The organism is Streptomyces sp. NBC_01198 (genome assembly GCF_036010485.1).
In the GTDB taxonomy this organism is placed as follows: domain Bacteria; phylum Actinomycetota; class Actinomycetes; order Streptomycetales; family Streptomycetaceae; genus Actinacidiphila.
In genome coordinates this window covers 817,867-840,335 of record NZ_CP108568.1, presented here as the reverse complement: position 1 = coordinate 840,335, position 22,469 = coordinate 817,867, and the positions used below count along the sequence as shown (strand labels likewise).

Here is a 22,469-nt window from a genome sequence, read left to right as displayed (position 1 = left end):
CCTCTTGACGCTATTAGTAAAGGAACTTAACTTGAGCGCCGCATCGTGCCCGCGATCCCACCGGTCCAGGGAGCCTTCATGTGCGCTCACCCGTCAGCCAGCCCGTCCGGGCGAACGTCCGGCGGTCCGCCGCCACCCGGCGGTTTCGTCCGCCGTATCGGCCCGTTCCAGGCCACCGCGATCAACATGAGTCAGATGTGCGGCATCGGCCCCTTCGTCACCATCCCCTTGATGGTGGGGGCCTTCGGCGGGCCGCAGGCGGTGATCGGCTTCGTGGCCGGCGCCCTGCTGGCCCTCGCCGACGGCCTGGTGTGGGCGGAGCTGGGCGCGTCCATGCCGGGTTCGGGCGGCAGTTACGTCTACCTGCGGCAAGCGTTCCAGTACCGCAGCGGAAAGCTCATGCCGTTCCTCTTCGTGTGGACGGCCATGCTCTTCATCCCGCTGATCATGTCCACCGGTGTGGTCGGCTTCGTGCAGTACCTCGGCTACCTCGCCCCGCACATGGGCAGCACCACCGGCGACCTGGTGGGCCTCGCGGTGATCGCGGTGGTGGTCGCGCTGCTGTGGCGCGGCATCGAGCACATCGCCAAGATCACCGCGGTGATGTGGGTGGTGATGATCGTGTCGGTCCTGCTGGTGATCGTCGCCGCGGCGAGCAACTTCTCCGGCCACCTGGCCTTCACCTACCCCGCGCATGCCTTCGCGCTGACCACCGGTCACTTCTGGACCGGCTTCGCCGGCGGTCTGACCATCGGTATCTACGACTACCTCGGCTACAACACCACCGCCTACATGGGCGCGGAGATCAAGAACCCCGGCAGGGTGCTGCCGCGCTCCATCATCTACTCGATCCTCGGCATCATGGCGATCTACGTGATGCTCCAGATCGGCACCCTCGGCGTCGTCGACTGGCACCGGATGCTCGACCCGCACGACATCGCGTCCACCTCAGTCGCCTCCGCGGTGCTGGAGAAGACCTGGGGCAAGGGCGCCGCGGACACCGTGACGGTGCTCATCCTGATCACCGCGTTCGCCTCGGTCTTCACCGGCCTGCTGGGCGGGTCCCGCGTGCCGTACGACGCCGCGCGCGAGCGCGTCTTCTTCCGGCCGTACGGGCGGCTCCATGCCAGCCACCGCTTCCCGGTATGGGGGCTGGCCACCATGGGCGTGGTCACCGCGGGCGGCTTCCTGATCGGCCGGCACACCGACCTGCAGACCCTGATCCAGTTGCTCACCACGGTGATGGTGATCGTCCAGGCGCTCGCCCAGATCCTCGCCGTCGGCGTTTTGCGCCGCCGCCAGCCCGGGCTGCGCCGCCCGTACCGGATGTGGCTCTACCCGGCGCCGGCGATCATCGCGCTGGTCGGCTGGATCGTCATCTACGGCTACGCCGACAAGAACTCACCCGGCCGCCACCCCATCGAGTGGTCGCTGGCCTGGGTGGCCCTCGGGGCCGTGGCCTTCGCGCTGTGGTCCCGCTACGAGAAGGTCTGGCCCTTCGGGCCCAAGGAGATCTCGGAGGAGTACCTGTCGGGCGCCGACCCCGACGCCGACCCCGACCCCGACGCCGACCCCGACACGGACAGCGACGCCGGTGCCACGCCGGTCGGCGCCTGACGCACGTCGCGCACCGGGCGCCGCTGGCGCTGCGCCCGGACAACCCGCGGATCCTCAAGGCTGTTCCGCCGCCGACCCGCACTCGCTGCGCGACGCGGTCGGCACCGACCTGTCGGGACTCTTCCTGGTCCTGGCGGCGATCTGCCTGATCGTGGGGGCGGTCGGCATCGCCAACACCACACTCGTGGCGGTGATCGAGCGTACCGGCGAGACAACCCGGCGCTGCGGGCGGCACGGACCGAGCCGCTGGACGCGCCGCGGCGCTGACGCACGTGGCGACGTGATGGCTCACCCCTGACGGGGTCGGGGGTCCGGGGTCACCGCGAGCGCCACGTCGAGAAGGGACACGCCGACGAGCGCCGCCCCGGCCAGCCGCAACGCGGTCCAGGAGACGGCGGAGTCGGCGGTCGTCAGCAACGTGGCGACGATGCCGTAGCCGATGGCCGGCGCCGTCGTCATCAGCGCCCCCCACCAGTGGCCGCGCCGGAGGGCGGAGACACCGCGCACGGCGAGCCATGACGTCAGGGAGGACGGGACGACGGCCATGAAGCCGGCAAGCGTGAGAGCCGGCGATCGTGCGGCGATCGCCATCACCGACGCCACGGGCACCAGCAGGGTGAACGCGGCGAGAGCGGCCGACAGGTAAGCCGCGCCGGACAGCGCGGAGTTCGAGGAGCGGATGCGCCGGTTCTCGGCGAACGCCCACGCGGACGGCGCTGCGACGAGGAGCGCGCAGGCGGCCGAAGTCGCCACGCCGGACGTCGAGTCGAAGAAACCGAATACCAGCGAACACAGCGCACCGGCGGTGGGAAGGGTGGCGAGGACCGGCACTCGGACCGAACCGCCTCTAATCGCGACGCCGGTGTCGCGGTCCTGATTCTTCATGTGGTGCCTGCAAAGCTGCGCAAGGGGTCTCGCCGATTCTCCGAAGTGTTTCCCCGAATGGGGGACCGCACAGTGAACGGTCCCCCATTCGGATTCGTATCCTACCGCTGAGCTCTGGAGACCGGCGGCGGGGGCATCATGTCGCAGTAGCCGGACCCGCCAGGTCGGGTATCGGTCGAACTGTCGAGGCTGATGTCCCAGGGATTTCCGCCGTTACCGCGGCCCACCGACTGGCATCCGCCGTAGCCGCCCGTGGAGAAATTGTCGAAGTCCCCCCGCTGGACGGGACCCGACGCGGCGGCTCCGCTCTCGTTCACCATGTGCCCGTCGAGATACAGGTACAGGTCGGGCATGTGGCTCTGGTAGACCAGGCCGTACTCCGGGTCGTCGTCCGTGTCCGGAGCGGTCTGGATCTGGTTGACGGTTCCACCGACACAGAACGCGATGGCCGCGTTCTGCCAGATCGGCGGGGCCATGTTGAAGAGCGATCCGTTGGTGAGGCCGCTGCGGAAGAACGTGCTGAAGATGTCCCCGGCGGTGTCGGCCACCTCCCGCGGCACCTTCCCCGCCGAGGACAGGTCCTTGAGCTTGTTGACCCAGGCGTTGAGGTGGGCGTCGGTGGTGGACTGCCCGTTGAGCATGCGGTAGCCGATGCTGCCGCCGCTGACGATCTTGGTGTCGACGCACCTCCCGCTGCTGTCGGTCGCCGCGTCATTCTGCTTGGGAATGTAGGCCTTGCCCGGGGTGATCCCTGTCGACAGCGGATTCGGCACGCTTTCCGTGGACCCGTAGACGTTGGGGTCCGTCGCGGTGAAGGAGAGATCCGGCAGCGTGACTCCGAGACTTCCGTAGTCGGAGACCGTTGCCTGGATGAAGTTCTTCACGAACGGCGCGATATCGGTGTCCCCGGTGCGCGGTGTGTAGGTGACGTTCGGCGTGCCGGTGACGATCTTTCCGTCCGGCCCGGTGACCCACTGGGCGTCGATATGGGTCTTGATCTTGTACGAATGGTCGTCGGTGAAGGAGTGGAAGGGGTCGATCGTCTGCGGCGGGGCGGGGTTCGAGAATCCCAGCCAGTCCGCGATGCTGCTGGTCCCTGCTCTGTCGACGGCGTCGGCCCACGCGGTGGCCGCGCTGCGGAGCGCCGGGCCGATGCACTGGGTGGTGTTACCGCCCACGCAGGTGGGGAAGCTGGTCAGACCCTGCATCGGCGTTCCCCCGTAGGAGCCGCCTTCGGTCCGCGAGTGCGCCCAGTCGTACAGCGTCTGGCGACTCCGCATCGGGGTGTTCAGGAAGCTCGGTGCGGAGGTGTCCAGATTCTGGGTCGACGCGAAGATCGAGGCCGCGTCGAACGTGTGGTGCTCCCACGTTCCGGCGATGGGGGTGAAGGCGAGCGCGTCGTAGGCGACCGTCGTGTCGCCCGACGTGCTGTCGTTGGTGACGTTGGTGAGGGTGACCTTGGCATTGGAGCCGAGGTAGTAGTAGCCGACCGTGACCCAGTCGTTCGTCGCCTTGCTCTGATCGACTGTCCGCGTGTAGACCGTGCCGTCCGGCGAGGTGATCTGGTAGGTGGCCGACTTGGTCTTGCTGCCCAGATAGGGCATGAAGGCCCGGATCTGGTACACGTGTGCCGGCAGGCTGTTCGGGGTCCACGTGCCGTTGGTCAGCAGCAGGTTGCCCCAGTTGTTCGGCTGCCGGCCGTGCGAGAACCAGTAGTGCCCGCCGAAGCCGCCGCCGATCTGGTGAAGGTCCTCCTTGGCCTCGTAGGCGTTGTTCGCGTCCTTGGGGAAGGACCACGAGAAGGTGCCACCGCTGTTCCAGCCACGCGTCGCACATCGGGTGGACGCCACCGAGTTCGGCACGTCATCCACGATCACGGTTCCGCTGGGCAGCGCCGAGGCGTCGCAGGGCCCGGGATGCGGGTTGGCGCTGCCGGGTTCGCTGCGGACGGTCTTGTAGGTCAGGTACTCGTTGCCGCACTGGTTGTACTTTCCGTTTCCTGGGTCGGTCGCCGTGCAGTTCTTCCAGGTCACCGACGCGGTGTACCAGTGCTGGGTGTAGCAGGCGACGTCGTGGCAGACCGGCGGCGTGGCCGAGTTGCAGGCATTGTTGCTGTTGCAGAAGGTGGAGAGCGGCGGTTCGATCGACGTGGCCTGGTTGTCCAGAGTCGTCCACCAGGCCGCCGAGTAGCCGTGCGTGTTGCCGCTGTTCTGCACGCCGTTGTCGTCGTACGAGCGTCCGGTGTCGAGCGGGTAGCCGCCCCAGCCCATCACCTTCTCCTCGTAGGGCCACTTCTGCGGCGAGGCCGCGTCGGCGTAGTGGTTGTTGTAGAGGAAGGGGGAGCGGTCAGCCGGGTAGTTCGGGTTGGCGGGGTTGTTTCCCCAGCCGAGACCCCACGGGCCGCCTGCGACCGGCGTGTTGTAGCCCTCGTTGTAGTTCCACGCGGCGGCGAACCAGTTCTCCGGACGGGCCGGATCGTCGTTGTTGAGCTTGATGGACGCCCCGGACACGTGGAGTTCGTTCCACTTCTGCTCCAGGATCCGCTCGGCGTAGGCGATGTTGGTGGCGTAGTCCAGAGCGACCGCCCGCTGCTGGGTGGCCGGCAGTACGGTCTCGCCGTCCTTGGGGTGACCGGCGATGCGCATGCCGTCGGTGGCCTGGCCGATGCCGTAGCCGCAGTCGGCCTTCGTCCAGTCGATCTTCCAGATGAGGTTCGGGTCGTAGCCCGTGGTCCCGGGGTAGATGTTGACGCCGTAGAAGTTGCCGACGAGCGGGTTGCCGTACTCGCCCGGTTCGGCGTGCGAGGACGCCTGCCACAGGTTGGACTCCTGCGCCAGGATCCCGAGGAGCACCTGTGCAGGGACCCGGCCACCGGTCGTCAGTCCGGGCGGCGGGAACATCCCCTGCGGGGTCCAGGCGGGCAGCCCCGAGTGCCGCCAGTCCGCCGGCCGGCTGATGTTCGCCGAGGTCAGCAGGCCCCTGATCGCCATATCGGCGGCCCACTCGACCTGGTTCGGGGTGGGTTGGTAGACCTGGGTGCCGACGTCGTTGCGCGGGACCGAGCAGTACCGGTCCTGGTCGACCGGGTCCGTCGAGAGGTCCGCCGCGGCCGCCGCCGTCCGCGTGGACTTCGGTCGGGCGTCCTGGGCGGCGGCCGCGCCGCCCACCACGTAGGGGAGGATCGGCGACGGCTTGCCGCCGTCGGCTCCGGCAGCCTGCCCGGCCACCGTGAAGGACAGCTTCTTCTTCGTCCTGGTGGCGACCGCCTCGATGGCGACCGGGTCGGGCGCGCCGGTGGTGACCTGAGCCAGCGGGGACGCGACCTTCGCGGCGAGGTGTTGTGATGTGGCCTGTGTCAGGGCCAGTTCGCCCCGGGTGGAGACGCCGGCGTCCGCCGGCACGGCAAGTCGGCTGATCTCGCCGGGCAGTGCGGAGACCGCCGTGGAGCTTCCGGTCAGGTACACGTGACCGTGTACGCCCTGGGCCAGGCCCATGGCGCCGAGATCGCCGCGGGCGAGCGTGGTGACCTTGCTGCCGGCCAGCCGCTTCACTTCCGCCTGCTTGCCCGAACTCCCCGACGTCTCCAGGTAGTCGACGCCGCCCGAGGCGTCGGCATGGAGGCGGAAGGCGGTGGTCCTGGTGGTGGTGACCAGTCGGCTCGCTCCGGAGCTCGCGATGCGCAGGATGCGCGGACCCGAGGCGGTGACGATGTCGTCGCCCACCGGCACCGCCGAGGTGGCCTGCCCATTGACGGTCGCCGTGCGGACGACCTTCGCCGTACGGGCATCGACGGTCTGCAGCTGTGTCTGCGCGCTGTCGCCGTCATCCGCCGCCTGCGTGACGACGACGGTGTCGTCCGCGCCGCACCCCGGATCGAAGTAGGCCAGGCTGGCGTTGAGCGAGAGCTTGCTGACCTTTCCGGTGTCCAGGTTCACCACCGCGGTGAACGCCCCGCGGTCGAAGAGCTCTTGGGTGTTGGTGAAGGTGCGGGGTGCGTAGACCGCCACCGCGTACTTCCCCGAACCGGTGACGCAGGCGTTGCCGATCCACTGGTCTGTCGTCAGGCCCGGTTCCGAGAGGGTGGCAGCCGTCCGCCAGGTGTAACCGCTACGGGCGTCGGCGACCAGGACGTGGAAGCCGGTCTGGTCGCCGGTCGTGGTCCACGCACGGTCGGTCGACTTCGCCCAGTCCTTGCCCAGGGCCTCGGCCCTGTCACCCGCCGGTACGCCGGCCGGGTCCGGCCTCGCGGCCGTCGGGGCCTTGGCCGCGGACTGCGGCGTGGAGTCGGGGGTGGTGGCACCCGCGGACATGGGCACCAGTGCGGCCAGGAGTAAGCCGGCAGCCGAGGCCGCCAGCGTGATCCCAGCTTTTCGATGCAATTGCACGAATATTCCCTCTCCTTGGATCTCCCGCGCCGGACGGCAGCGGGTCCGCCCTGCTCATGCCGATGTCGCAGCGCACATGAGAGGGTCGCTACTTTCCTCCGAGCGCGCGCGGCGGGCCGCATCCGGCGGCAATGCGTCGCGTCACGTATTCGGAGTGATCGCGTCCAGCTCGCGGTACGGTGAATTCCGCTTGTGTGCGGCAACGATCTTTCCCCGGCTCGCACATAATTCCGTCAACGCTGGACGTGACTCTTCGCATTCACCCCCCGCTACGATTGAAATGTGAATGCCGAAATACTTTGGCATTCAAATGATTCGAGAACAAGGGCACGATCGAGGCAAAGTGCGCATCCAGTGAATTTCATGTGTGTCATGGATCACAAGGCAATCGCGTTTATGGCGCACGCGAGGAAAGTCGAAGAATATGATCTTTTCTGGCCGTTCCCCTCGGGGGAGTGGCTACGGCTGGGACTGCTCTGGCCCGGCTCGGCACCGACCACGACGCGGTCCTGCTGCGGCGCTACCTGGAGCAGGCCCTTCTCCTGCCGCGTCCCTCGGCGGAGGAACCGGTGGACTTCGCCGCGGCAGGAGGCCTCTGCCCACGGCGTGAGCACGACGGACACCGTCGCCCGGCCGGGCGCGGGTCGGCTCAGTAGAACTGGACCAGGCAGAATTCGTGTCCTTCGGGATCGGTCATCACGACGACGACGCCTTCGTCGTAGTCGTGCCGTTCGCCGCTGAACTGTCCACCGAGGGCGGTGACCTGGGCGATGCCCTGGGCGATGTCGTCCACCGCGACGTCGAGGTGCAGGCGCACCTTGGCCTGCTTCGGCTCGCTGACGGGCTGGAAGGTGAGGCGCGGCTGCGCGTCGCCCGGACGGCCGAGGTAGACCCAGCCAGGGCGGGACGGCAGGGCCGGGCGGTCCAGTAGCACGCTCCAGAATCCCGCCACCCGCTCCACGTCGACGCAGTCGACGGTCACTCCGATCCAGCGGTTCGTCACGTCGTCGGCTCTCCTGTCCGGTCGATCAGCGGCAGCGCGGGGAAAGTATGTCTCCGCCAGATCAGGCGGGCGGACTCCTCCGGGTACGGGACGACCCCCGTCCGGCTGCTGAAGCGCTGGACGAGGCGCCGCTCGGTGTCGTACGCGGGCCAGCCGGGGTCGCCGCGTCCGGCGAAGGACACCCATGCGGCGCGCATCCGGGCGGACAGCGCCTCCGCTTCCGGAGAGGGCGCGCCGCCGATGAGCGCGGCGGGCTGCCCGCGGTCCAGGTTGCCGAAGACGAGCGGCACGTCGAGGCCGTGGCAGGCCCCCAAAGCACCGCCCATGCCCGGGGCCGGCCAGGCGAGCTCGTAGACATGCGCGCGGGCGCCGGCAGCCGTCTGCGCCTCGGCGAGGTGGAGCGAGGGCATCCGGAACAGCCAGTCGGAGTGCACCAGATCGTAGAGCTCGTCCGGACTTGCCGCCGGGAAGGCATCGCGGTAGCGGCGGGCGCCGTCCGGGCCGGGTGCGAAGACGCGCAGGGCGTCGGCGGCCTGCTTGTCGGTCACCTCGCCGAGCAGACCGCTGACGGCGGTGAACAGCCGCTGCTCGTCGCGAGTATGGCCGACGAGAAGCTCGACACCGCGGCAGGCCCCGCCAGCGAGGGCACGCCAGGGTGTGTCGGTCAGAACCTCCCCGTCGACGACGGGCGAGAAGGGGATCGCCCGGTGCGCGGGCAGGCCCCACCGTCGCACCCGCTGGTCCATGGCGGCGCCCACCGCGTCGGCGGCGGAGGACAGCCGGTCAGGGGCGACGCCGGACAGGTCGGCCACCGTGGGCCGCAGTCCGAGCTCGGCGGCGCAGGCCGCAGCGATGTCCGCGGCGAGCTCCGGCGAGAAGAACGTGCCCGGCATGCTCTGCACGACGGCCCGGCGAAACAGACCTGCCGCGCGGCTCATCGCCAGCAGGGCGGCGATCGACCCCCCGCCCGCCGACTGGCCGAAGACCGTGACCCGGTCGGGGTCGCCGCCGAAAGCCCGGGCGTTGTCGCGGACCCACTCCAGAGCCGCGACCTGGTCGAGCAGACCCCTGTTGGCGGGCGCCCCCTCGATCTGCGCGAAGCCCTCGATCCCCACGCGGTAGTTGAAGGTCACGACCACCACGCCACCTTCTCGCGCGAGCCGGCCGCCGTCGTACTCCGGCAGGCCCGACATCCCGATCACGTAGGCGCCGCCCTGGATCCACACCATCACCGGCAGTCCCGCTGCCGGGTCGGGCTCCGGCGACCACACGTTGGCGGTCAGCCAGCCGTCGCCCACGTGCTGCGACCGCGCCGCCATGCCGAAGTGGCCGCCCTGCGGGGGCGGCGGACCGTACGCGAGGGCGTCCCGCACCCCGCTCCAGGCCGGTATGGCTCGCGGCGCGGCAAAGCGCAGCGTGCCGACCGGGGGTTCGGCGAACGGGATCCCGCGGAAGACCGCCACACCCGCCTCCCGGCTGCCGCGCAGCCACCCGGCCGCCGAGCGGACTTCGGGCCGGGACCCGGACGGCCCGGACTCGGCAGCGGTCACGTCACCACGTCCTCTCACGTCAAGCAGGAGGGGGGCAGCCACCGCGCCCCGGGCCTACAGGATCATCCGTTCCGCTCGGATGCCGCCAATGGTTTACGGCCTGATCGGCCTGCGGCGGCAGTGCGCCACGCGGGGGCCGGTCGCGAGAGGGCCCCGCCGCCACCAGCGGCGGTTGTCTGCTGTTCGGCGAACGTTCAACTCACCTTCCACACCTGCCTCATACGTGCTCCCTACAGTCTTTGTAGGTCTTGGAAGAAGGGTTCTATGGATACTCGCCTCGCGGTCAGGGCTCGCGGAATCACCAGATACTTCGGCGATGTCGTCGCGCTGGACGGCATCGATCTCGACCTGGCGCGAGGTCAGATCCATGGTCTGGCCGGACCGAACGGCGCGGGCAAGACGACGCTGCTCGGGCTGCTGCTCGGGCTGGCCGTGGCCGACAGCGGTGAGCTGGAGATCCTCGGCACGCCGGTCGGCCGGGCGCTCGCCGCCCCCGACGGTGTCGCCGGCTTCGTGGACGGGCCGGGCCTGTACCCCTCGCTGACCGCCCGGCAGAATCTGGCCGCGCTCGCCGCGCTGCGCGGCGACGGACCGGCGACCTCGGCGATCGCCGACGCCCTGGCCGAGGTGGGCCTGACCGATGTCGCCGACGACCGGCTGCGCGGCTTCTCGCTCGGCATGCGCCAGCGGCTCGGCCTGGCCGCCGCCCTGCTCGCCGCGCCACGGCTGCTCGTGCTCGACGAGCCGTCCAACGGCCTGGACCCGGCGGGCAAGAAGCACGTGCACGGTGTCCTGACCCGGCTCGCCGCCGAAGGCACCAGCGTGGTCCTCTCCAGCCACCGCATGGACGACCTGGAAGCGCTGTGCTCCGAGGTCACCATCCTGGCCGGCGGCCGGGTCGTCTTCTCGGGCCCGCTGGGCAAGCTGGCCGCCGAGAACCGTGAACTCGACTACCGCATCCTCACGTCCGACCCGCGGGCCGCGCACCGGCTGGCCGCGGCCGCCGACGGGGTCCGCGTCGTCGAGGAGGCCGTGGAGTGGCGCGGCGCCGAGGCACTCGTCGTCCGGGCCCTGACGCCCGCCCTGGACGCGCTGGTGTCCGGCCTGGTGCGCGACGGCATCGCGGTACGCGAACTCGCCCCGGTCGTCTCGCCGTTGGAGGCCGCCTTCGTCGCCCTGACCGAACAGCAGGAGACCGCCCGATGACTGCCACCGAAACCGCGCCCCTGGCCGGCAACAGCGTTGCCCCGCGGGCCCACCCCGTCTCGGTCGCCCGCTGCTACCGCTTCGAGCTGGTCAAGCTGATGTCGCAATGGCGGATCCGGCTGCTGGTCCTGGCCTGCTGGATCGCGCCGGCGCTCTTCGTGGCCGCGGTCAGCCAGCAGAGCACGCTGCCCACCGACACCCTCTTCGGCCGGTGGATGCACGCCACCGGCTGGGCGGGGCCGCTGGTGGTGCTCGGATTCTCCGGCACGTGGGCGCTGCCGCTGCTGACCTCGGTGGTCGCCGGCGACGTCTTCGCCGCCGAGGACCGGCTCGGCACGTGGCGCCACCTGCTGGTGGCGGTCCGCTCGCCGCGGCGGATCTTCGCGGCGAAGGGTCTCGCGAGCCTCACCGTGATCCTGTCGATGCTGGTGGGCCTGGCTGCCTCCGGCGCGGTCGGCGGGCTGCTCGCGGTCGGCAACCGGCCGCTGGTCGGACTCGACGGCCACCTGCTGTCGTCCTCGCACGCCGCCGCCGAGGTGTTCCTCGCCTGGGCGTGCGTCATCGCCCCGACGCTGGCGCTGGCCGGGATCGGACTGATCGGCTCGGTCGCGCTCGGACGCTCACCGATGGGCCTGCTGCTCCCCGTGCTGGCCGCGCTGGTGATGCAGCTCGCCCAGATGCTGCCGCTGCCCGTCGCGGTCCGCATGGCACTGCCCGGCTACGCCTTCATCGCCTGGAACGGTCTGTTCACCGGCCCGCAGCAGGCCGGGCCGCTGCTGATCGGCATCGCGGTCAGCCTGGTGTGGGCCCTGGTGGCGACGGCGATCGCGTATCTGCTGTTCCTGCGGCGCGACTTCACCAACCTGACCCAGGACACCTCGGGCCGCCGCGCGGTCACGGCCGGATTCCTGCCGCTGGCCGTGCTGGCCGGCGCCACCGTCGCGGTGGTCGGGCTGGCGACCCCGTCGATGGGGTCAGGCATCGACCAGCCGAAGGTCCAGCGGTCGCTCGCCACGGCGTTCGCGCACCTGTACCGGATGCAGACCGACGAACTGAACCGCCCCGCCGTCGCCGAGGAGCAGCTCCGGGTGTCCGCCGCGTGCGACAAGGGCGGCGACCGGACCGCGGACGAGGGAGCGGGCAACGACTGGCGCTGCGTCGTCACCTGGCACCTCCCCGGCGTGCAGGCCGCGGGGACGGCCGTCTACCAGCTCGACATCACCGCGGACGGGCGGTACGTCGCCGACGGTGACGGACCGAAGGAAGTCAACGGCTACTTCCTGGTGCACACCTCCCATGGCGACGCACCCAATCCGCTGTGGCAGTTCGACGGGAACGTCGAGCTGCTCCACACCTCCCCGAAGGGATAACGCAATGCAGGTAACACGGCAGCGCCGGAGCAGCGAGAAGGCGCAGATCAGCCTTCTCGGCCGACGCGTCGGCCGCCGGAGCGCACTGGTCACGGCATGTATCACGGTCGCCCTCGGCGTCACAGGCACCGCCGTCGCCTCGACGCAGCAGTTCGGCACCCAGCAGGTCGGCCAGGTCACCCCCAAGGGCCAGGTCGTCTCAGACGACCAGTACATCGACCCGTACGGCAGCCGCACGGTCATCAACGACGGCAAGATCATGTCCTCCACTGTCAGCCCGGACGGCAGCACGCTCGCGGCCGCGGTCACCGACGGTGACGCCGCGCTGGTCATCATGGACCTCAAGACCGGCCAGGTGAAGCAGAAGATCGGCACGAACGCGGCTGACACCCTGCGCATCAAGAGCGCCGCCGTCGGGCAGGAGGGCCCGACCTACTCGCCCGACGGCACACAGCTCTGGCTGGGGCAGACCGACGGCTACACCAAGTTCACCGTCGCCGCGGACGGCACGCTCACCAGCCCGGTGACCGTCCCGATCCCGGCTGACGGCGCCAAGCACGCCCTGGTGGCCGGCGCGGTGTTCTCGGCCGACGGCGCCACTGTCTACGCGGCGGTCAACGGCCAGAACCGGGTGGTCGCCATCAACACGTCGACCGGGACGGTCCAGCAGAGCTGGACCGTGGGCAACGCCCCGCGCGGCATCGTCAGGGTCGGCGACAAGCTCTACGTCAGCAACGAGGGCGGGCGTCCCGCCAGGCCCGGCGAGACCACCATCAACTCCTACAACACCCAGGTGCCGGCTGACCCGGTGACCGGCGCCACCACCACCGGCACGGTCAGCGTCATCAACCTGGCCAAGCCGGCGGCCGCCCCGACGAGCATCGACGTCGGCCTGCATCCCACCGCCCTGTACGTCACCAAGGGCGCGGTGTTCGTCACCAACACCGCCACCAACGACGTGTCGGTGATCAAGACCGCGAACGACAAGGTCGTGCAGACCATCGCCACCCGGCCGTGGCCCGAGGCGACGGTGGGCTACGAGCCGAACGCGGTGACCCTCACCGACGACGGTCACCTGCTGGTGACCCTCGGCCGCGCCAACGCGGTCGCGGTCTACCGCTACACGACACCCCAGGAGCCGGTCAGTTACGTCGGCCTGCTGCCGACCGACTACTTCCCGGCCGAGATCACCACGGTCGGCAAGCAGGTGGTCGTCTCCAACACCCGGGGTGTCGACGCCCGCCGCCCGGCCACCGGCGCCGGGCACGGCACCCACGACACGACCTCCAGCCTGCAGCAGTTCACCCTGCCCAGCGACAGGACGGTCAAGTCCGAGACGGACAAGGTCTTCAAGCAGAACGGCTGGACCGACGGCTCGGTCAAGGAGGCCAAGGGCAAGAGCAAGGCGAAGCCGGTGCCGGTGCCGGTACGGCTCGGCGACCCGTCGACGATCAAGCACGTCTTCCTGATCGTCAAGGAGAACCGCACCTACGACCAGGTACTCGGCGACCTCCCGCAGGGCAACGGCGACCCCACGCTCACGCAGTTCGGCGAGAACGTCACGCCGAACCAGCACGCGCTGGCCGAGCAGTTCGGCCTGTACGACAACACCTACGACATCGGCACCAACTCCGCCGAGGGCCACAACTGGCTGATGCAGGCCGACAATCCGGAGTACACCGAATCCTCGGCCGGCGAGTACCTGCGCAGTTACGACACCGAGGACGACGCCCTGGGCCACCAGAAGAGCGGCTTCCTGTGGACCGGTGCGCAGGCCGCGGGCAAGACCGTGCGGGACTTCGGTGAGTTCCAGCAGTTCCTCACCAAGCCCGCGGACGCGAGCTGGCAGAACCTGTACTGCGACGCGAAGAACATGGAGGCGACCGGCCAGGGCACGGCCTACCCACTGGACTCCTCCTCGCCGATCCCGTCGCTCAACGACGTGTCGGTGCCCGGCTTCCCGAAGTTCGACACCAGCGTCCCGGACGTCTACCGGGAGCAGATCTGGAAGCAGGACTTCGAGAAGAACGGGCCGGCGAACCTGAACATGTTCTGGCTCTCCAGCGATCACACCGGCGGTCCGGCGAGCCCAACCGCGCAGGTCGCGGACAACGACCTCGCGGTCGGCAAGATGGTCGACGAGATCTCGCACAGCTCGTACTGGAAGGACTCCGCGATCTTCGTCGTCGAGGACGACTCCCAGGCGGGTCTTGACCACGTCGACGGCCACCGTGCGCCGATCCAGATCATCAGCCCCTACGCCCAGCGCGGCGCGGTCGACGACCACTACTACTCGCAGATCACCATGATCCGCACCATCGAGCAGATCCTCGGTATCCAGCCGATGAACCAGAAGGACAGCGCGGCCACCCCGATGGCCGGGGCGTTCACCAAGAAGGCCGACCTCAAGCCCTTCAACGCGCTGGCCAACCGGACCTCGCTGACCGACGGCGTGTCCGCCCCGCCCTCCTGCGGCCTGGACACCCCCGCACCGCAGGACCCGGCCGCGGCGGCTGTACCCGCGACGAAGGTGCCGGCGGCCGCCGCGGACGTCGCGGCGAAGTGGACCACCTGGAAGTCGCAGCAGCGACTCACCGGGCCCACCGCCGTCCCCGACTACGCCAACCCCGCGCAGATGAACCACCTGACCTGGTATCAGACGCACAACTGGGCCGTGCCCTACCCCGGCGAGACCAGGATCTACGCGCCGAACGACGTGCCCGGCGCCTACATCCCGTCGTCGGAGAACGACGACTGACCAGCCCGACCGCAGCAGGGGCCCCTGGCCGGCGTCACCGCCGGCCAGGGGCCCCTGCTGCGTGCTGCGGCAACGCGTGCCCGCGACGGCACCTGCGGACCGGGGGCCAACCGGCTTGCGGGCCGGAGCTGTTGACGTCGAGTAGATACTGAGTGTAGATACTGAGTTATGACTGTTCCTCTGGCGCTCCTCGGCCTCCTCGAGCGGGAATCGAGCCATGGCTACGACCTCAAGCGCGACTACGACGCCTACTTCAGCCGCGGCAAGCCGCTGCCCGCCGGGCAGGTCTACTCGACCCTGGCGCGCCTCGCCCGCGACGGGAAGGTCGAGGTCGGCGGGACCGAGCCAGGCGCGGGGCCGGACCGCAAGCGCTACGTGATCACCGAGCTGGGGGTCACCCAGGTCGAGGCCTGGCTGACCGAGCCGGTCGCCGGTGAACCGCACCTGCAGGCAGTGCTGTTCACCAAGGTCGTGCTGGCGGTGCTGCTGGACCGGGACCCCCGTGTGTACCTGGACATCCAGCGCAGCTCCCACATGGAGCGGATGCGCGAGCTGACCGAAGTACGCAGGAGCGGGGGCACGATCGACTCGCTGCTCGCCGATCACGGCGTCTTCCACCTGGAGGCCGACCTGCGGTGGATGGACCTGACCGTGGCGCGGCTCGCCGCCCTGACGACGGAGGTGCGGGGATGAGCCCCGAGGACGGCTTCCTGGTGGAGGCGCGAGGCGCCGTGCTGTCGTTCGGGCAGACTCCCGCGCTCCAGGGCGCGACCCTCTGCGTGCGCGCCGGGGAGATCCTCGCGGTCACCGGGCCCAGCGGCTCCGGCAAGTCCACGCTGCTGCACTGCCTCGCGGGGATCCTCGTGCCGGACGAGGGCGAGATCTGGTTCGACGGCAGCCGCCTGGACACCCGGGGCGAGCCCGAACGCAGCGCGCTGCGCCGGGACCGCTTCGGCTTCGTCTTCCAGTTCGGCCAGCTCGTCCCCGAGCTGACCGCCGAGGAGAACGTCGCCCTCCCGCTGCTGCTGGCCAAGTCCCGCAGGGCGAGCGCGATGGCCGAGGCGCGGTCGTGGTTCGGGCGGCTCGGCCTGGACGGCCTGGAAGGACGCAGGTCCGGTGAACTGTCCGGCGGGCAGGCACAGCGGGTCGCCCTGGCCCGCGCGCTGGCCTCCCGCCCCAGGGTGCTCTTCGCCGACGAGCCGACCGGGTCGTTGGACTCGCTGACCGGCGAGCACGTGATGGACCTGCTGGTCGAGTCCGTCCGTGCCGAAGGCACCACCGTCGTCCTGGTCACCCACGAGCCGCGGGTGGCCGCCTACGCGAAACGCGAAGCCGTCGTCCGCGACGGCAGGGTGACACCGCTCTACGTCGAACGGCTGACCTCGTGATCCGCCTCGGCCTGCGCCTCACCGTGACCGGTGGCCGGGAGGCCGCCGCCCGCCTGGCCGTCATCGCCGCGGCCACCGCTCTCGGCGTCGGCCTGCTGTTGAGCATCCTGGCGGCCGTCAACGCCACCGCGACGCAGAACGCCCGCACCGCCTGGCTGAACACCGGCACCGGCACGAGTTCGGGCCCGGTGGGCGGCCCGTCCGCCGCGACGGCGCACCAGGACCCGCTGTGGTGGCTGCTCCGGGCGGACCGCTTCGAGGGCAGGACCATCGGCCGCGTCGACGTCGCCGCGACCGGCCCGAACTCCCCGGTGCCGCCGGGACTCTCCCGCCTCCCCGGCCCCGGCGAGTTCTACGCCTCGCCCGCCATGGGCAGGATCCTCCGCGCCACGCCGGCCGCCGAACTCGCCGACCGCTACCCGGGCCACCAGGTCGGGACCGTCGGCTCCGCGGCCCTGCCCGGGCCCGACTCGCCGGTCATCGTCATCGGCCACACTCCCGGCGAGTTGGCGAAGAACCCCGACGCCGCCCGGGTCACCTCGATCACCACCGTCACCCCCAGCGGGTGCAACGGCAGCAACTGCACCGTCAGGGCGGGCATCGACAACAGGGGCACCAAGCTCATCCTGTCGATCGCGGGCACCGCCCTGATCTTCCCGGTGCTCATCCTCATCGGCACCGCCACCCGGCTGGCGGCCGCCCGCCGCGAGCAGCGCTTCGCCGCGATGCGGCTGGTGGGCGCCACGCCCCGGCAGATCACCCTGCTCTCGACCGTCGAGTCGGCGGTCGCCGCCGTCATCGGCACCGCGGCCGGCTTCGCGCTCTTCTCCGCGCTCCGTGCGCAGTTGGCGGCGGTGAACCTCACGCGTACGCGGTTCTTCACCGCCGATCTCACCCTCAGGCCCGCGGACATCCTGCTCGTCGCCCTGGGCGTGCCGGTCGTGGCCGCGATCGCCGCCCGGGTCGCGCTGCGCCGGGTCCAGATCTCCCCGCTCGGCGTCAGCCGGCGCCTCACACCGCGACCGCCACGGGCCTACCGGGTGATCCCCCTGGTCGCCGGCATCGCCGAACTCTCCTACGTCATCGGCCGGGTGCCGGAGAGCACGAACGGCCAGATCTGGGCCTTCGTCCCCGGCATGCTGCTGGTCCTGTCCGGGCTCGTCGTCGCCGGCCCCTGGCTGACCATGGCCGGAGCCCGGGCCCTGGCCCGGGTCACCAGCCGTCCCGCGCTGCTCGTGGCCGGTCGGCGGCTGGCCGACGATCCGAAGGCCGGCTTCCGCGCGGTCAGCGGCCTCGTCCTGGCCCTGTGCGTCACCAGCGCGGCGGTCGGGATCATCGGGGCGCTGAACGCCGAGCGCGACATCCCGAAGGGCCCGCGAGCGGTGGCCGGCGTCGTGGTCGCCGACTACGTCCGCGGGGTCGACCGGTCCTCCGGCAGGTGGATCGGCAGCGTGCCGCCGATCCCGGCGGCCGCGCTCGCCGAACTGCGTTCCGTGGCGGGCGTCGACGCGGTGCTGTCGATCCACACGAACCCGCTGGACACCAAGGACCCGGTCGGGACCATGGGCGGCCCGCCACCGCCACCCGGGGCCCCGCCGCTGCCGCCGGCGGGTCTGGCCGTGTGCGCGGAGCTGGCCGGCATGCCGGCGCACAGCGCGTGCGCACCGGGGGCGACATCCGCGTCGGTCCCCGAGGACTACGGCTTCTTCGGTGCCTATGACCAGACACCCTGGCCGGCCTCATGGCCTGCCGCCGCCATCTCCGCGCAGCGGCTCGAACGCCTGCCGGTCCAGCACATCGTCGTGGCCACCGACGGGTCGGCGTCGGCGGTCGAGCGGGCCCGCACCATCCTCGCGAACTCCTACCCCGACCAGGACGTCCCGTGGACCCTCCGCGAGGACCACGCCGACCGGAACGCCGAACTGGCCGGATACCAGCAGCTGTCCGACGTGGTCGTCCTGGTCACGTTCCCGATCGCCGGCTGCAGCCTCGCGGTGAGCGTGGCGGGGAGCCTGCGCGACCGCAAACGTCCCTTCAGCCTGCTGCGGTTGGCGGGCACCCAGCTCGGAGTGCTGCGCAGGGTGGTGCTGCTGGAGAGCGCGGTGCCGCTCCTGGTGGTCTCGGCGGTGGCCGTCGGGACGGGCTTCCTGGCCGCCCAGCTCTTCGTGCAGGCGCAGTTCGGCTACTCGATCCGGGCGCCCGGCCTCCCGTACTACCTGATCGTGCTCGCCGGGCTCGCGGCTTCGCTGGGGCTCATCGCCTCCACGATGCCGCTGCTCGGACGGATCACCGGGCCGGAGACGGCGCGCAACGAGTAGCGGCGCACAGGCCGTCGGCCCGCCGGAGCCACGCCCGGCGGACCGACGGCCTGCGTGCTTGCGGCCCGTGCCGATCAGCACGGAGGGGTCTGACACACTCCTCGGAGGAGCGCGCCGCGCCTGGTGGGACGCGGCGGCGGCGGACAGCGGAAGGGTGCGATGAGTGCGAGGCAGGGCCGGTCGCCCGGTGGCCTGGAACGTGAGGTGATCGCCTGTCTCGCGGCGTCGGGCGCCCCGATGACCGCGTCGCAGGTGCAGGCCGAACTGGGCGGCGGTCTGGCCTACAACACCGTGCTGACCGCGTTGTCCCGGCTGTACGCCAAGCAGGCACTCCAGCGCTCCCCCCAGGGGCGGGCCTTCGCCTACCGGCTGGCCGGCGAGGGGGCCGCCGACGCCGAGGCGAGCGTCACCGCCCACCGGATGCACATGCTGCTGAAGGCCGGCGCGGACCGTACGAGCGTGCTGGCCCGCTTCGTCGGCGCCCTGGACCAGGAGACCGAGAGCGTGCTGCGGGCGCTACTGGAGGAGCCGGAGTCCGGAGACCGGCCGTGACGGCCACCGGGACGCACTGGCCCGTCCTCGTCCTGGCCGCCGTGCCGTTCGTCCTCGGTGCGTCGAGCGCCCGGCACGCCCATCGTGCCGGCGCCCGGCTGGCACCTTCCGCCGCGGCGGTGCTGCTGACCTGCCTCGCCCTGTCGGTGTCGCTGAGCACCGGACTGCTGCTCTGCCTGGCGGCGGTGATAGCGCTGGCCGAGGCGCCCGGCCTGTCCGGCCTGTCCCACTGGTCGCCGAGCGCGCTGCGCGCCCTCGTCCCGGTGCCTCCCGCGGTGGGCGCTGCCGGCGGCGTGGTCGCGGCGCTGCTGCTGGCCTCGGCGGCCGTCCACCTGGTGCGGGTCGTCCGCGGCGCCCGCCGGGCGTCGGCGGCCGCCGCGTCACTGCCGCGGCTCAGCGGCGGTATGAGCATCGTCCATGACGACGCCGCCATCGCCCACACCGTGCCGGGCCGCCACCGCCGCATCGTGGTGTCCACCGGCATGCTGAAAGCGCTGTCGGCGGCCCAGCGGCGTGCGCTGCTGGCGCACGAGGCCTCGCATCTGCGGCACCACCACCATCGGTATGTCCAGTTGGGGCGGCTGGCGGCGGCCGCCAACCCGTTGCTGCGGCCGGTTTCCCGCGCCATCGACCTGGCGGTCGAGCGGTGGGCCGACGAGAGCGCGGCGGCCGAGGTGGGCGACCGCGGGACCGTCGCCCGCGCGCTGGCGGCGGCCGCGCTGGCGTCCGCGGCGGCCCGTCCGGCGCCGGCCGGAAGCCTGGGCGGCGCGCGGACCGACGTCGGCCGCAGGGTCGACTTCCTGCTGCGGCCCCCTGCCCGGCAGCGGATCGCCTGGGCGCTCGTCGCCGCCGGGATCGTGGTGTGCTGGGCGGCCACCCTGGTCGCCATCGACGACATCCACGGGCTGATGGAAATGGCGGAGGGCTAGCCGCCCGCACCCTCCGCCCGGCGGGCGGCCTTCCCGCCGTCCGCCCGGGTGACGACGCCGCGGCCCGCACACGGTGGCCGGTGCGCCGCCGAGAAGGTGCCCGACCACGACTGGCGCGGCGAACCCGGCCGCCGTGCCGGCCTCGTGCCTGCCCGGCCGCCTTCTCCCGGCGCCGACCGGTCTACCGGCACGGCCCCACCGCGGCCGCGGCGGTGCCGCACGCCACCAGCAGCAGGGCGATGTCGTCGCTGCTGCGCGCCACCACCGTCTCCTGGGAGCGCTTGACGACCAGGTCGGCGAGCGTCTCCAGCGACCCCTCCTCGGCCTCGGTGAGCCGGTCGGCCAGCTGGCCGATCGACAGCGACAGGTCGATGCCCGGCCGCTCCACCAGCCCGTCGGTGTAGAGGGCCAGCACCGCACCGGGCGGCAGCGGCACCTCGATGCTCTCGAAGCGGACGTCCTCCTGCACTCCGAGCAGCATCCCCGGGGGCAGGTCGAGCACCTCCGTCCGGCCGGAGGGGTGGCGGAGCAGGGGTGGGGGGTGGCCGGCGGAGGCCAGCACGACGCGGTGCGCCGCCACGTCGACGTGGACGCAGAGGCAGCTGCAGAACAGCGGACTGTTCAGCTCAAGCAGCAGCTGGTTGGCGTGGGTGAGGACCTCCTCGGGCGGCACCCCCGTCCTGGCGTGGCTGTGCACGGCGGTACGGATCTGGCCCATCAGGGCGGCCGCCTGGATGCTGTGCCCCTGCACGTCGCCGATCACCGCCACGGCGGTCTGCGAGCCGAGCTCGATCAGGTCGTAGAAGTCGCCGCCCACCTCCAGGGCGTGCGTGGCCGGGAGGTATCGCGCGGCGACCTCCAGGCCGGGGATCTCGGGCAGGTGGCGCGGCAGCAGCCCGTCCTGGAGGCCGCGGGCCACCCGCGCGTTGGCGTCGTAGAGGCGGGCGCGCTCCAGTGCCTGGGCGATCATCCCGGCCAGCGAGGTGAGTTCGGCCCGCTCGTCCGTCGCGAAGGGCCGCGGGCTGTCGTAGCCGAGCACCAGGCAGCCGAAGGAGTCGCCGGAGACGGTCAGCGGCAGGAACGCGAAGGCGCCCATCTGCCGGTAGTGCTCGTGCTGCGGGTACGCGCGTGTCAGCCCGGCGGTGGTGGGGTGGAAACTCGCGACACCGGTCTCGATGGTCCGGATGCCCTCGGTCTGCGCGGCCAGCGGCAGGCCGTTGAAGTGCTCCGGCATCTCCGGCGGGAAACCGCACGAGCCCACCACCCGCAGCCGCCCCTCGTCGGCGACCATGAGGGCCAGTCCCGCGGCGTTCAGCACCGGCCGCATCTGCGCCATGACCGAGTCGGCCACGTCGCTGACGCCCGCGGCCTCGGTGAGCGCGGACGCCAGGTGCAGGAGCTGGAAGAGCGCGCCTGCCCGGGCGGGAGTGGTCGGGGGCGCCTCCGCGAGCCGGCCCTGCCCGCCGTCGGGGGCCTCGGTCGGCGTGATGCGTACGCTGATGCCGGTGGCGTCCGGGTAGAGGGCGAACGACAGCCAGCCGCGGTCCGGCCGGCGGGCGGTGAAGCCGGTGGTCCGGCGGCTGAAGATCGCGGAGACGAAAGCGTTCTCGTAGGCCGGATCGTCCAGCCAGGGCAGCGCGTCCCAGAGCTCTGCGCCCTGCAGTTCGGCGCGGTCGCGGCCGAGCAGTGCGGCGGCACGGTCGGTGAGGAAGGTCATCCTGCCGCGCAGGTCGAGCGCGAGCAGGCCCTCGGTGAAGCGCCCGACGAACGCGGAGAGGGGATCGGCGCCCCGGGGGAGCGGCGTCTCCAGGATCAGTGGCTGGTCCCTCGGGCGCACCGGTTCCTCGGCGGCGGCGGCGTCCCGCAACACCTCGGCCATCCGCTCGGCTGCGGCACCGATCCGCGCCTCCTCGCTCGCCGACAGGCCCTCCGGGCGGCCGCCGGGCCACATCAGGACCAGTGCGCCCCAGCAGGTCCCGCCGGCCACCAGGGGAACGGCATAGAAGGCGACGGAGTAAGGGAAGGCGAGCGCGGCCCGCGGGAATCGGCGGGCCAGGTCCAGCTGGTCGGACAGCCATACCGGCTCTCGCGTCCGTACCGCCTCGGGCACCGCCGCGGGCGCCGCCAGCGCCTGCCGGACCCACGGCAGCGCGAGCCTGACGGGCGCCCCGACGGCCGTGGTCAGCTGCAGCACCTGCTGCTCGGGGACCAGGAGATACGTGGCCCCGATGTGCGCACCCGCGTCCCGAAAGGCGCGGTCGAGCAACTGGTCGAGACGTGTGGCGGCCTCCTCCGCTGCGGCGCTGCCCTCGTTCCCGCGCACGTCCACCTGCCTCACGGTTCGCTCGACCGATTTGCCCAATATCGTCCCATGATAATGATCTGCGATCCCAACCGGCCGCCGCTGCCCGACCGCGCCGCCCAGGACGGCGTGGGCTTCGCTCTGCCAGACACGGCCCATGCGCACCGGCGCGTTCCGGAGCGTTCGGGGCGATGCGTGCGTGCCCG

At 71.4% G+C, this 22,469-nt stretch carries 15 protein-coding genes and 1 pseudogene; 11 read left to right on the top strand and 5 right to left on the bottom strand.

Going from position 1 to position 22,469, the window contains the following annotated elements; translation table 11 throughout:
- The first annotated feature begins 78 nt into the window (after positions 1-78).
- Entirely contained in the window at positions 79-1,617 is a 1,539-nt protein-coding gene (locus OG702_RS03755; RefSeq protein ID WP_327287440.1) for an APC family permease, read from the top strand.
- Positions 1,618-1,622: 5 nt separating this feature from the next.
- Positions 1,623-1,828 (top strand): annotated as a pseudogene (locus OG702_RS03750) (ABC transporter permease); the annotation flags it as partial.
- A 77-nt stretch (positions 1,829-1,905) separates the two neighbouring features.
- On the opposite strand, the gene OG702_RS03745 reads toward OG702_RS03750, so the two are convergent.
- Together OG702_RS03745 and OG702_RS03740 are read right to left on the bottom strand one after the other, a co-directional pair.
- Complete coding sequence (locus OG702_RS03745; RefSeq protein WP_327287439.1) at positions 1,906-2,502, bottom strand: hypothetical protein; 597 nt, start codon at positions 2,500-2,502, stop codon at positions 1,906-1,908.
- Positions 2,503-2,603: 101 nt separating this feature from the next.
- Positions 2,604-6,887 carry a golvesin C-terminal-like domain-containing protein gene (locus tag OG702_RS03740; protein WP_327287438.1) on the bottom strand — a complete coding sequence of 1,428 codons (4,284 nt, stop codon included), beginning with the start codon at positions 6,885-6,887 and terminating at the stop codon, positions 2,604-2,606.
- Between the two features lie 455 nt (positions 6,888-7,342).
- Between OG702_RS03740 and OG702_RS03735 the strand changes: the two genes are divergently transcribed.
- Positions 7,343-7,543 (top strand): hypothetical protein, encoded by a 201-nt coding sequence (locus OG702_RS03735; protein WP_327287437.1) that lies wholly within the window; start codon positions 7,343-7,345, stop codon positions 7,541-7,543.
- On the opposite strand, the gene OG702_RS03730 is transcribed toward OG702_RS03735, so the two are convergent.
- Together OG702_RS03730 and OG702_RS03725 are read right to left on the bottom strand one after the other, a co-directional pair.
- A complete protein-coding gene (locus tag OG702_RS03730; RefSeq protein WP_327287436.1) occupies positions 7,537-7,890 on the bottom strand; it encodes a VOC family protein in 354 nt (117 codons plus the stop codon). The two genes, OG702_RS03735 and OG702_RS03730, sit on opposite strands and share 7 nt — an antisense overlap.
- Positions 7,887-9,440, bottom strand: coding sequence for a carboxylesterase/lipase family protein (locus OG702_RS03725; protein ID WP_327287435.1), 1,554 nt, complete (start codon positions 9,438-9,440; stop codon positions 7,887-7,889). The genes OG702_RS03730 and OG702_RS03725 overlap by 4 nt, the downstream gene beginning before the upstream one ends.
- Positions 9,441-9,704: 264 nt before the next feature.
- Between OG702_RS03725 and OG702_RS03720 the strand changes: the two genes are divergently transcribed.
- The 8 genes from OG702_RS03720 (at position 9,705) to OG702_RS03685 (ending at position 19,961) form a co-directional block, all read left to right on the top strand.
- Positions 9,705-10,646, top strand: coding sequence for an ABC transporter ATP-binding protein (locus tag OG702_RS03720; protein WP_327287434.1), 942 nt, complete (start codon positions 9,705-9,707; stop codon positions 10,644-10,646).
- Positions 10,643-12,016: an ABC transporter permease gene (locus OG702_RS03715; protein ID WP_327287433.1), complete on the top strand. Its 1,374-nt coding sequence runs from the start codon at positions 10,643-10,645 to the stop codon at positions 12,014-12,016. Before OG702_RS03720 ends, OG702_RS03715 begins: the two co-directional genes overlap by 4 nt.
- Positions 12,017-12,020: 4 nt before the next feature.
- Positions 12,021-14,774, top strand: coding sequence for a bifunctional YncE family protein/alkaline phosphatase family protein (locus OG702_RS03710; protein ID WP_327287432.1), 2,754 nt, complete (start codon positions 12,021-12,023; stop codon positions 14,772-14,774).
- A 168-nt stretch (positions 14,775-14,942) separates the two neighbouring features.
- On the top strand, positions 14,943-15,467 hold the full coding sequence (locus OG702_RS03705; RefSeq protein WP_327287431.1) for a PadR family transcriptional regulator: 525 nt from the start codon (positions 14,943-14,945) through the stop codon (positions 15,465-15,467).
- Positions 15,464-16,162 carry an ABC transporter ATP-binding protein gene (locus OG702_RS03700; RefSeq protein WP_327287430.1) on the top strand — a complete coding sequence of 233 codons (699 nt, stop codon included), beginning with the start codon at positions 15,464-15,466 and terminating at the stop codon, positions 16,160-16,162. Before OG702_RS03705 ends, OG702_RS03700 begins: the two co-directional genes overlap by 4 nt.
- The gene (locus OG702_RS03695) at positions 16,159-18,480 is read left to right on the top strand and encodes an ABC transporter permease (RefSeq protein WP_327287429.1); all 2,322 of its coding nucleotides are present in this window, start codon (positions 16,159-16,161) and stop codon (positions 18,478-18,480) included. The genes OG702_RS03700 and OG702_RS03695 overlap by 4 nt, the downstream gene beginning before the upstream one ends.
- A gap of 159 nt (positions 18,481-18,639) precedes the next feature.
- On the top strand, positions 18,640-19,032 hold the full coding sequence (locus tag OG702_RS03690; protein WP_327287428.1) for a BlaI/MecI/CopY family transcriptional regulator: 393 nt from the start codon (positions 18,640-18,642) through the stop codon (positions 19,030-19,032).
- Positions 19,029-19,961: a M56 family metallopeptidase gene (locus OG702_RS03685; RefSeq protein WP_327287427.1), complete on the top strand. Its 933-nt coding sequence runs from the start codon at positions 19,029-19,031 to the stop codon at positions 19,959-19,961. The genes OG702_RS03690 and OG702_RS03685 overlap by 4 nt, the downstream gene beginning before the upstream one ends.
- 181 nt (positions 19,962-20,142) lie before the next feature.
- On the opposite strand, the gene OG702_RS03680 is transcribed toward OG702_RS03685, so the two are convergent.
- Positions 20,143-22,290 (bottom strand): SpoIIE family protein phosphatase, encoded by a 2,148-nt coding sequence (locus OG702_RS03680; RefSeq protein WP_327287426.1) that lies wholly within the window; start codon positions 22,288-22,290, stop codon positions 20,143-20,145.
- Between the last annotated feature and the right edge of the window lie 179 nt (positions 22,291-22,469).

What these genes read in the sequence shown, in the direction of transcription:
- OG702_RS03745 (WP_327287439.1), bottom strand. Translation starts at nt 2,502, where the DNA reads ATGAAGAATCAGGACCGCGACACCGGCGTCGCGATTAGAGGCGGTTCG.
- OG702_RS03700 (WP_327287430.1), top strand. Translation starts at nt 15,464, where the DNA reads ATGAGCCCCGAGGACGGCTTCCTGGTGGAGGCGCGAGGCGCCGTGCTG.
- OG702_RS03710 (WP_327287432.1), top strand. Translation starts at nt 12,021, where the DNA reads ATGCAGGTAACACGGCAGCGCCGGAGCAGCGAGAAGGCGCAGATCAGC.
- OG702_RS03705 (WP_327287431.1), top strand. Translation starts at nt 14,943, where the DNA reads ATGACTGTTCCTCTGGCGCTCCTCGGCCTCCTCGAGCGGGAATCGAGC.
- OG702_RS03715 (WP_327287433.1), top strand. Translation starts at nt 10,643, where the DNA reads ATGACTGCCACCGAAACCGCGCCCCTGGCCGGCAACAGCGTTGCCCCG.
- OG702_RS03690 (WP_327287428.1), top strand. Translation starts at nt 18,640, where the DNA reads ATGAGTGCGAGGCAGGGCCGGTCGCCCGGTGGCCTGGAACGTGAGGTG.
- OG702_RS03755 (WP_327287440.1), top strand. Translation starts at nt 79, where the DNA reads ATGTGCGCTCACCCGTCAGCCAGCCCGTCCGGGCGAACGTCCGGCGGT.
- OG702_RS03720 (WP_327287434.1), top strand. Translation starts at nt 9,705, where the DNA reads ATGGATACTCGCCTCGCGGTCAGGGCTCGCGGAATCACCAGATACTTC.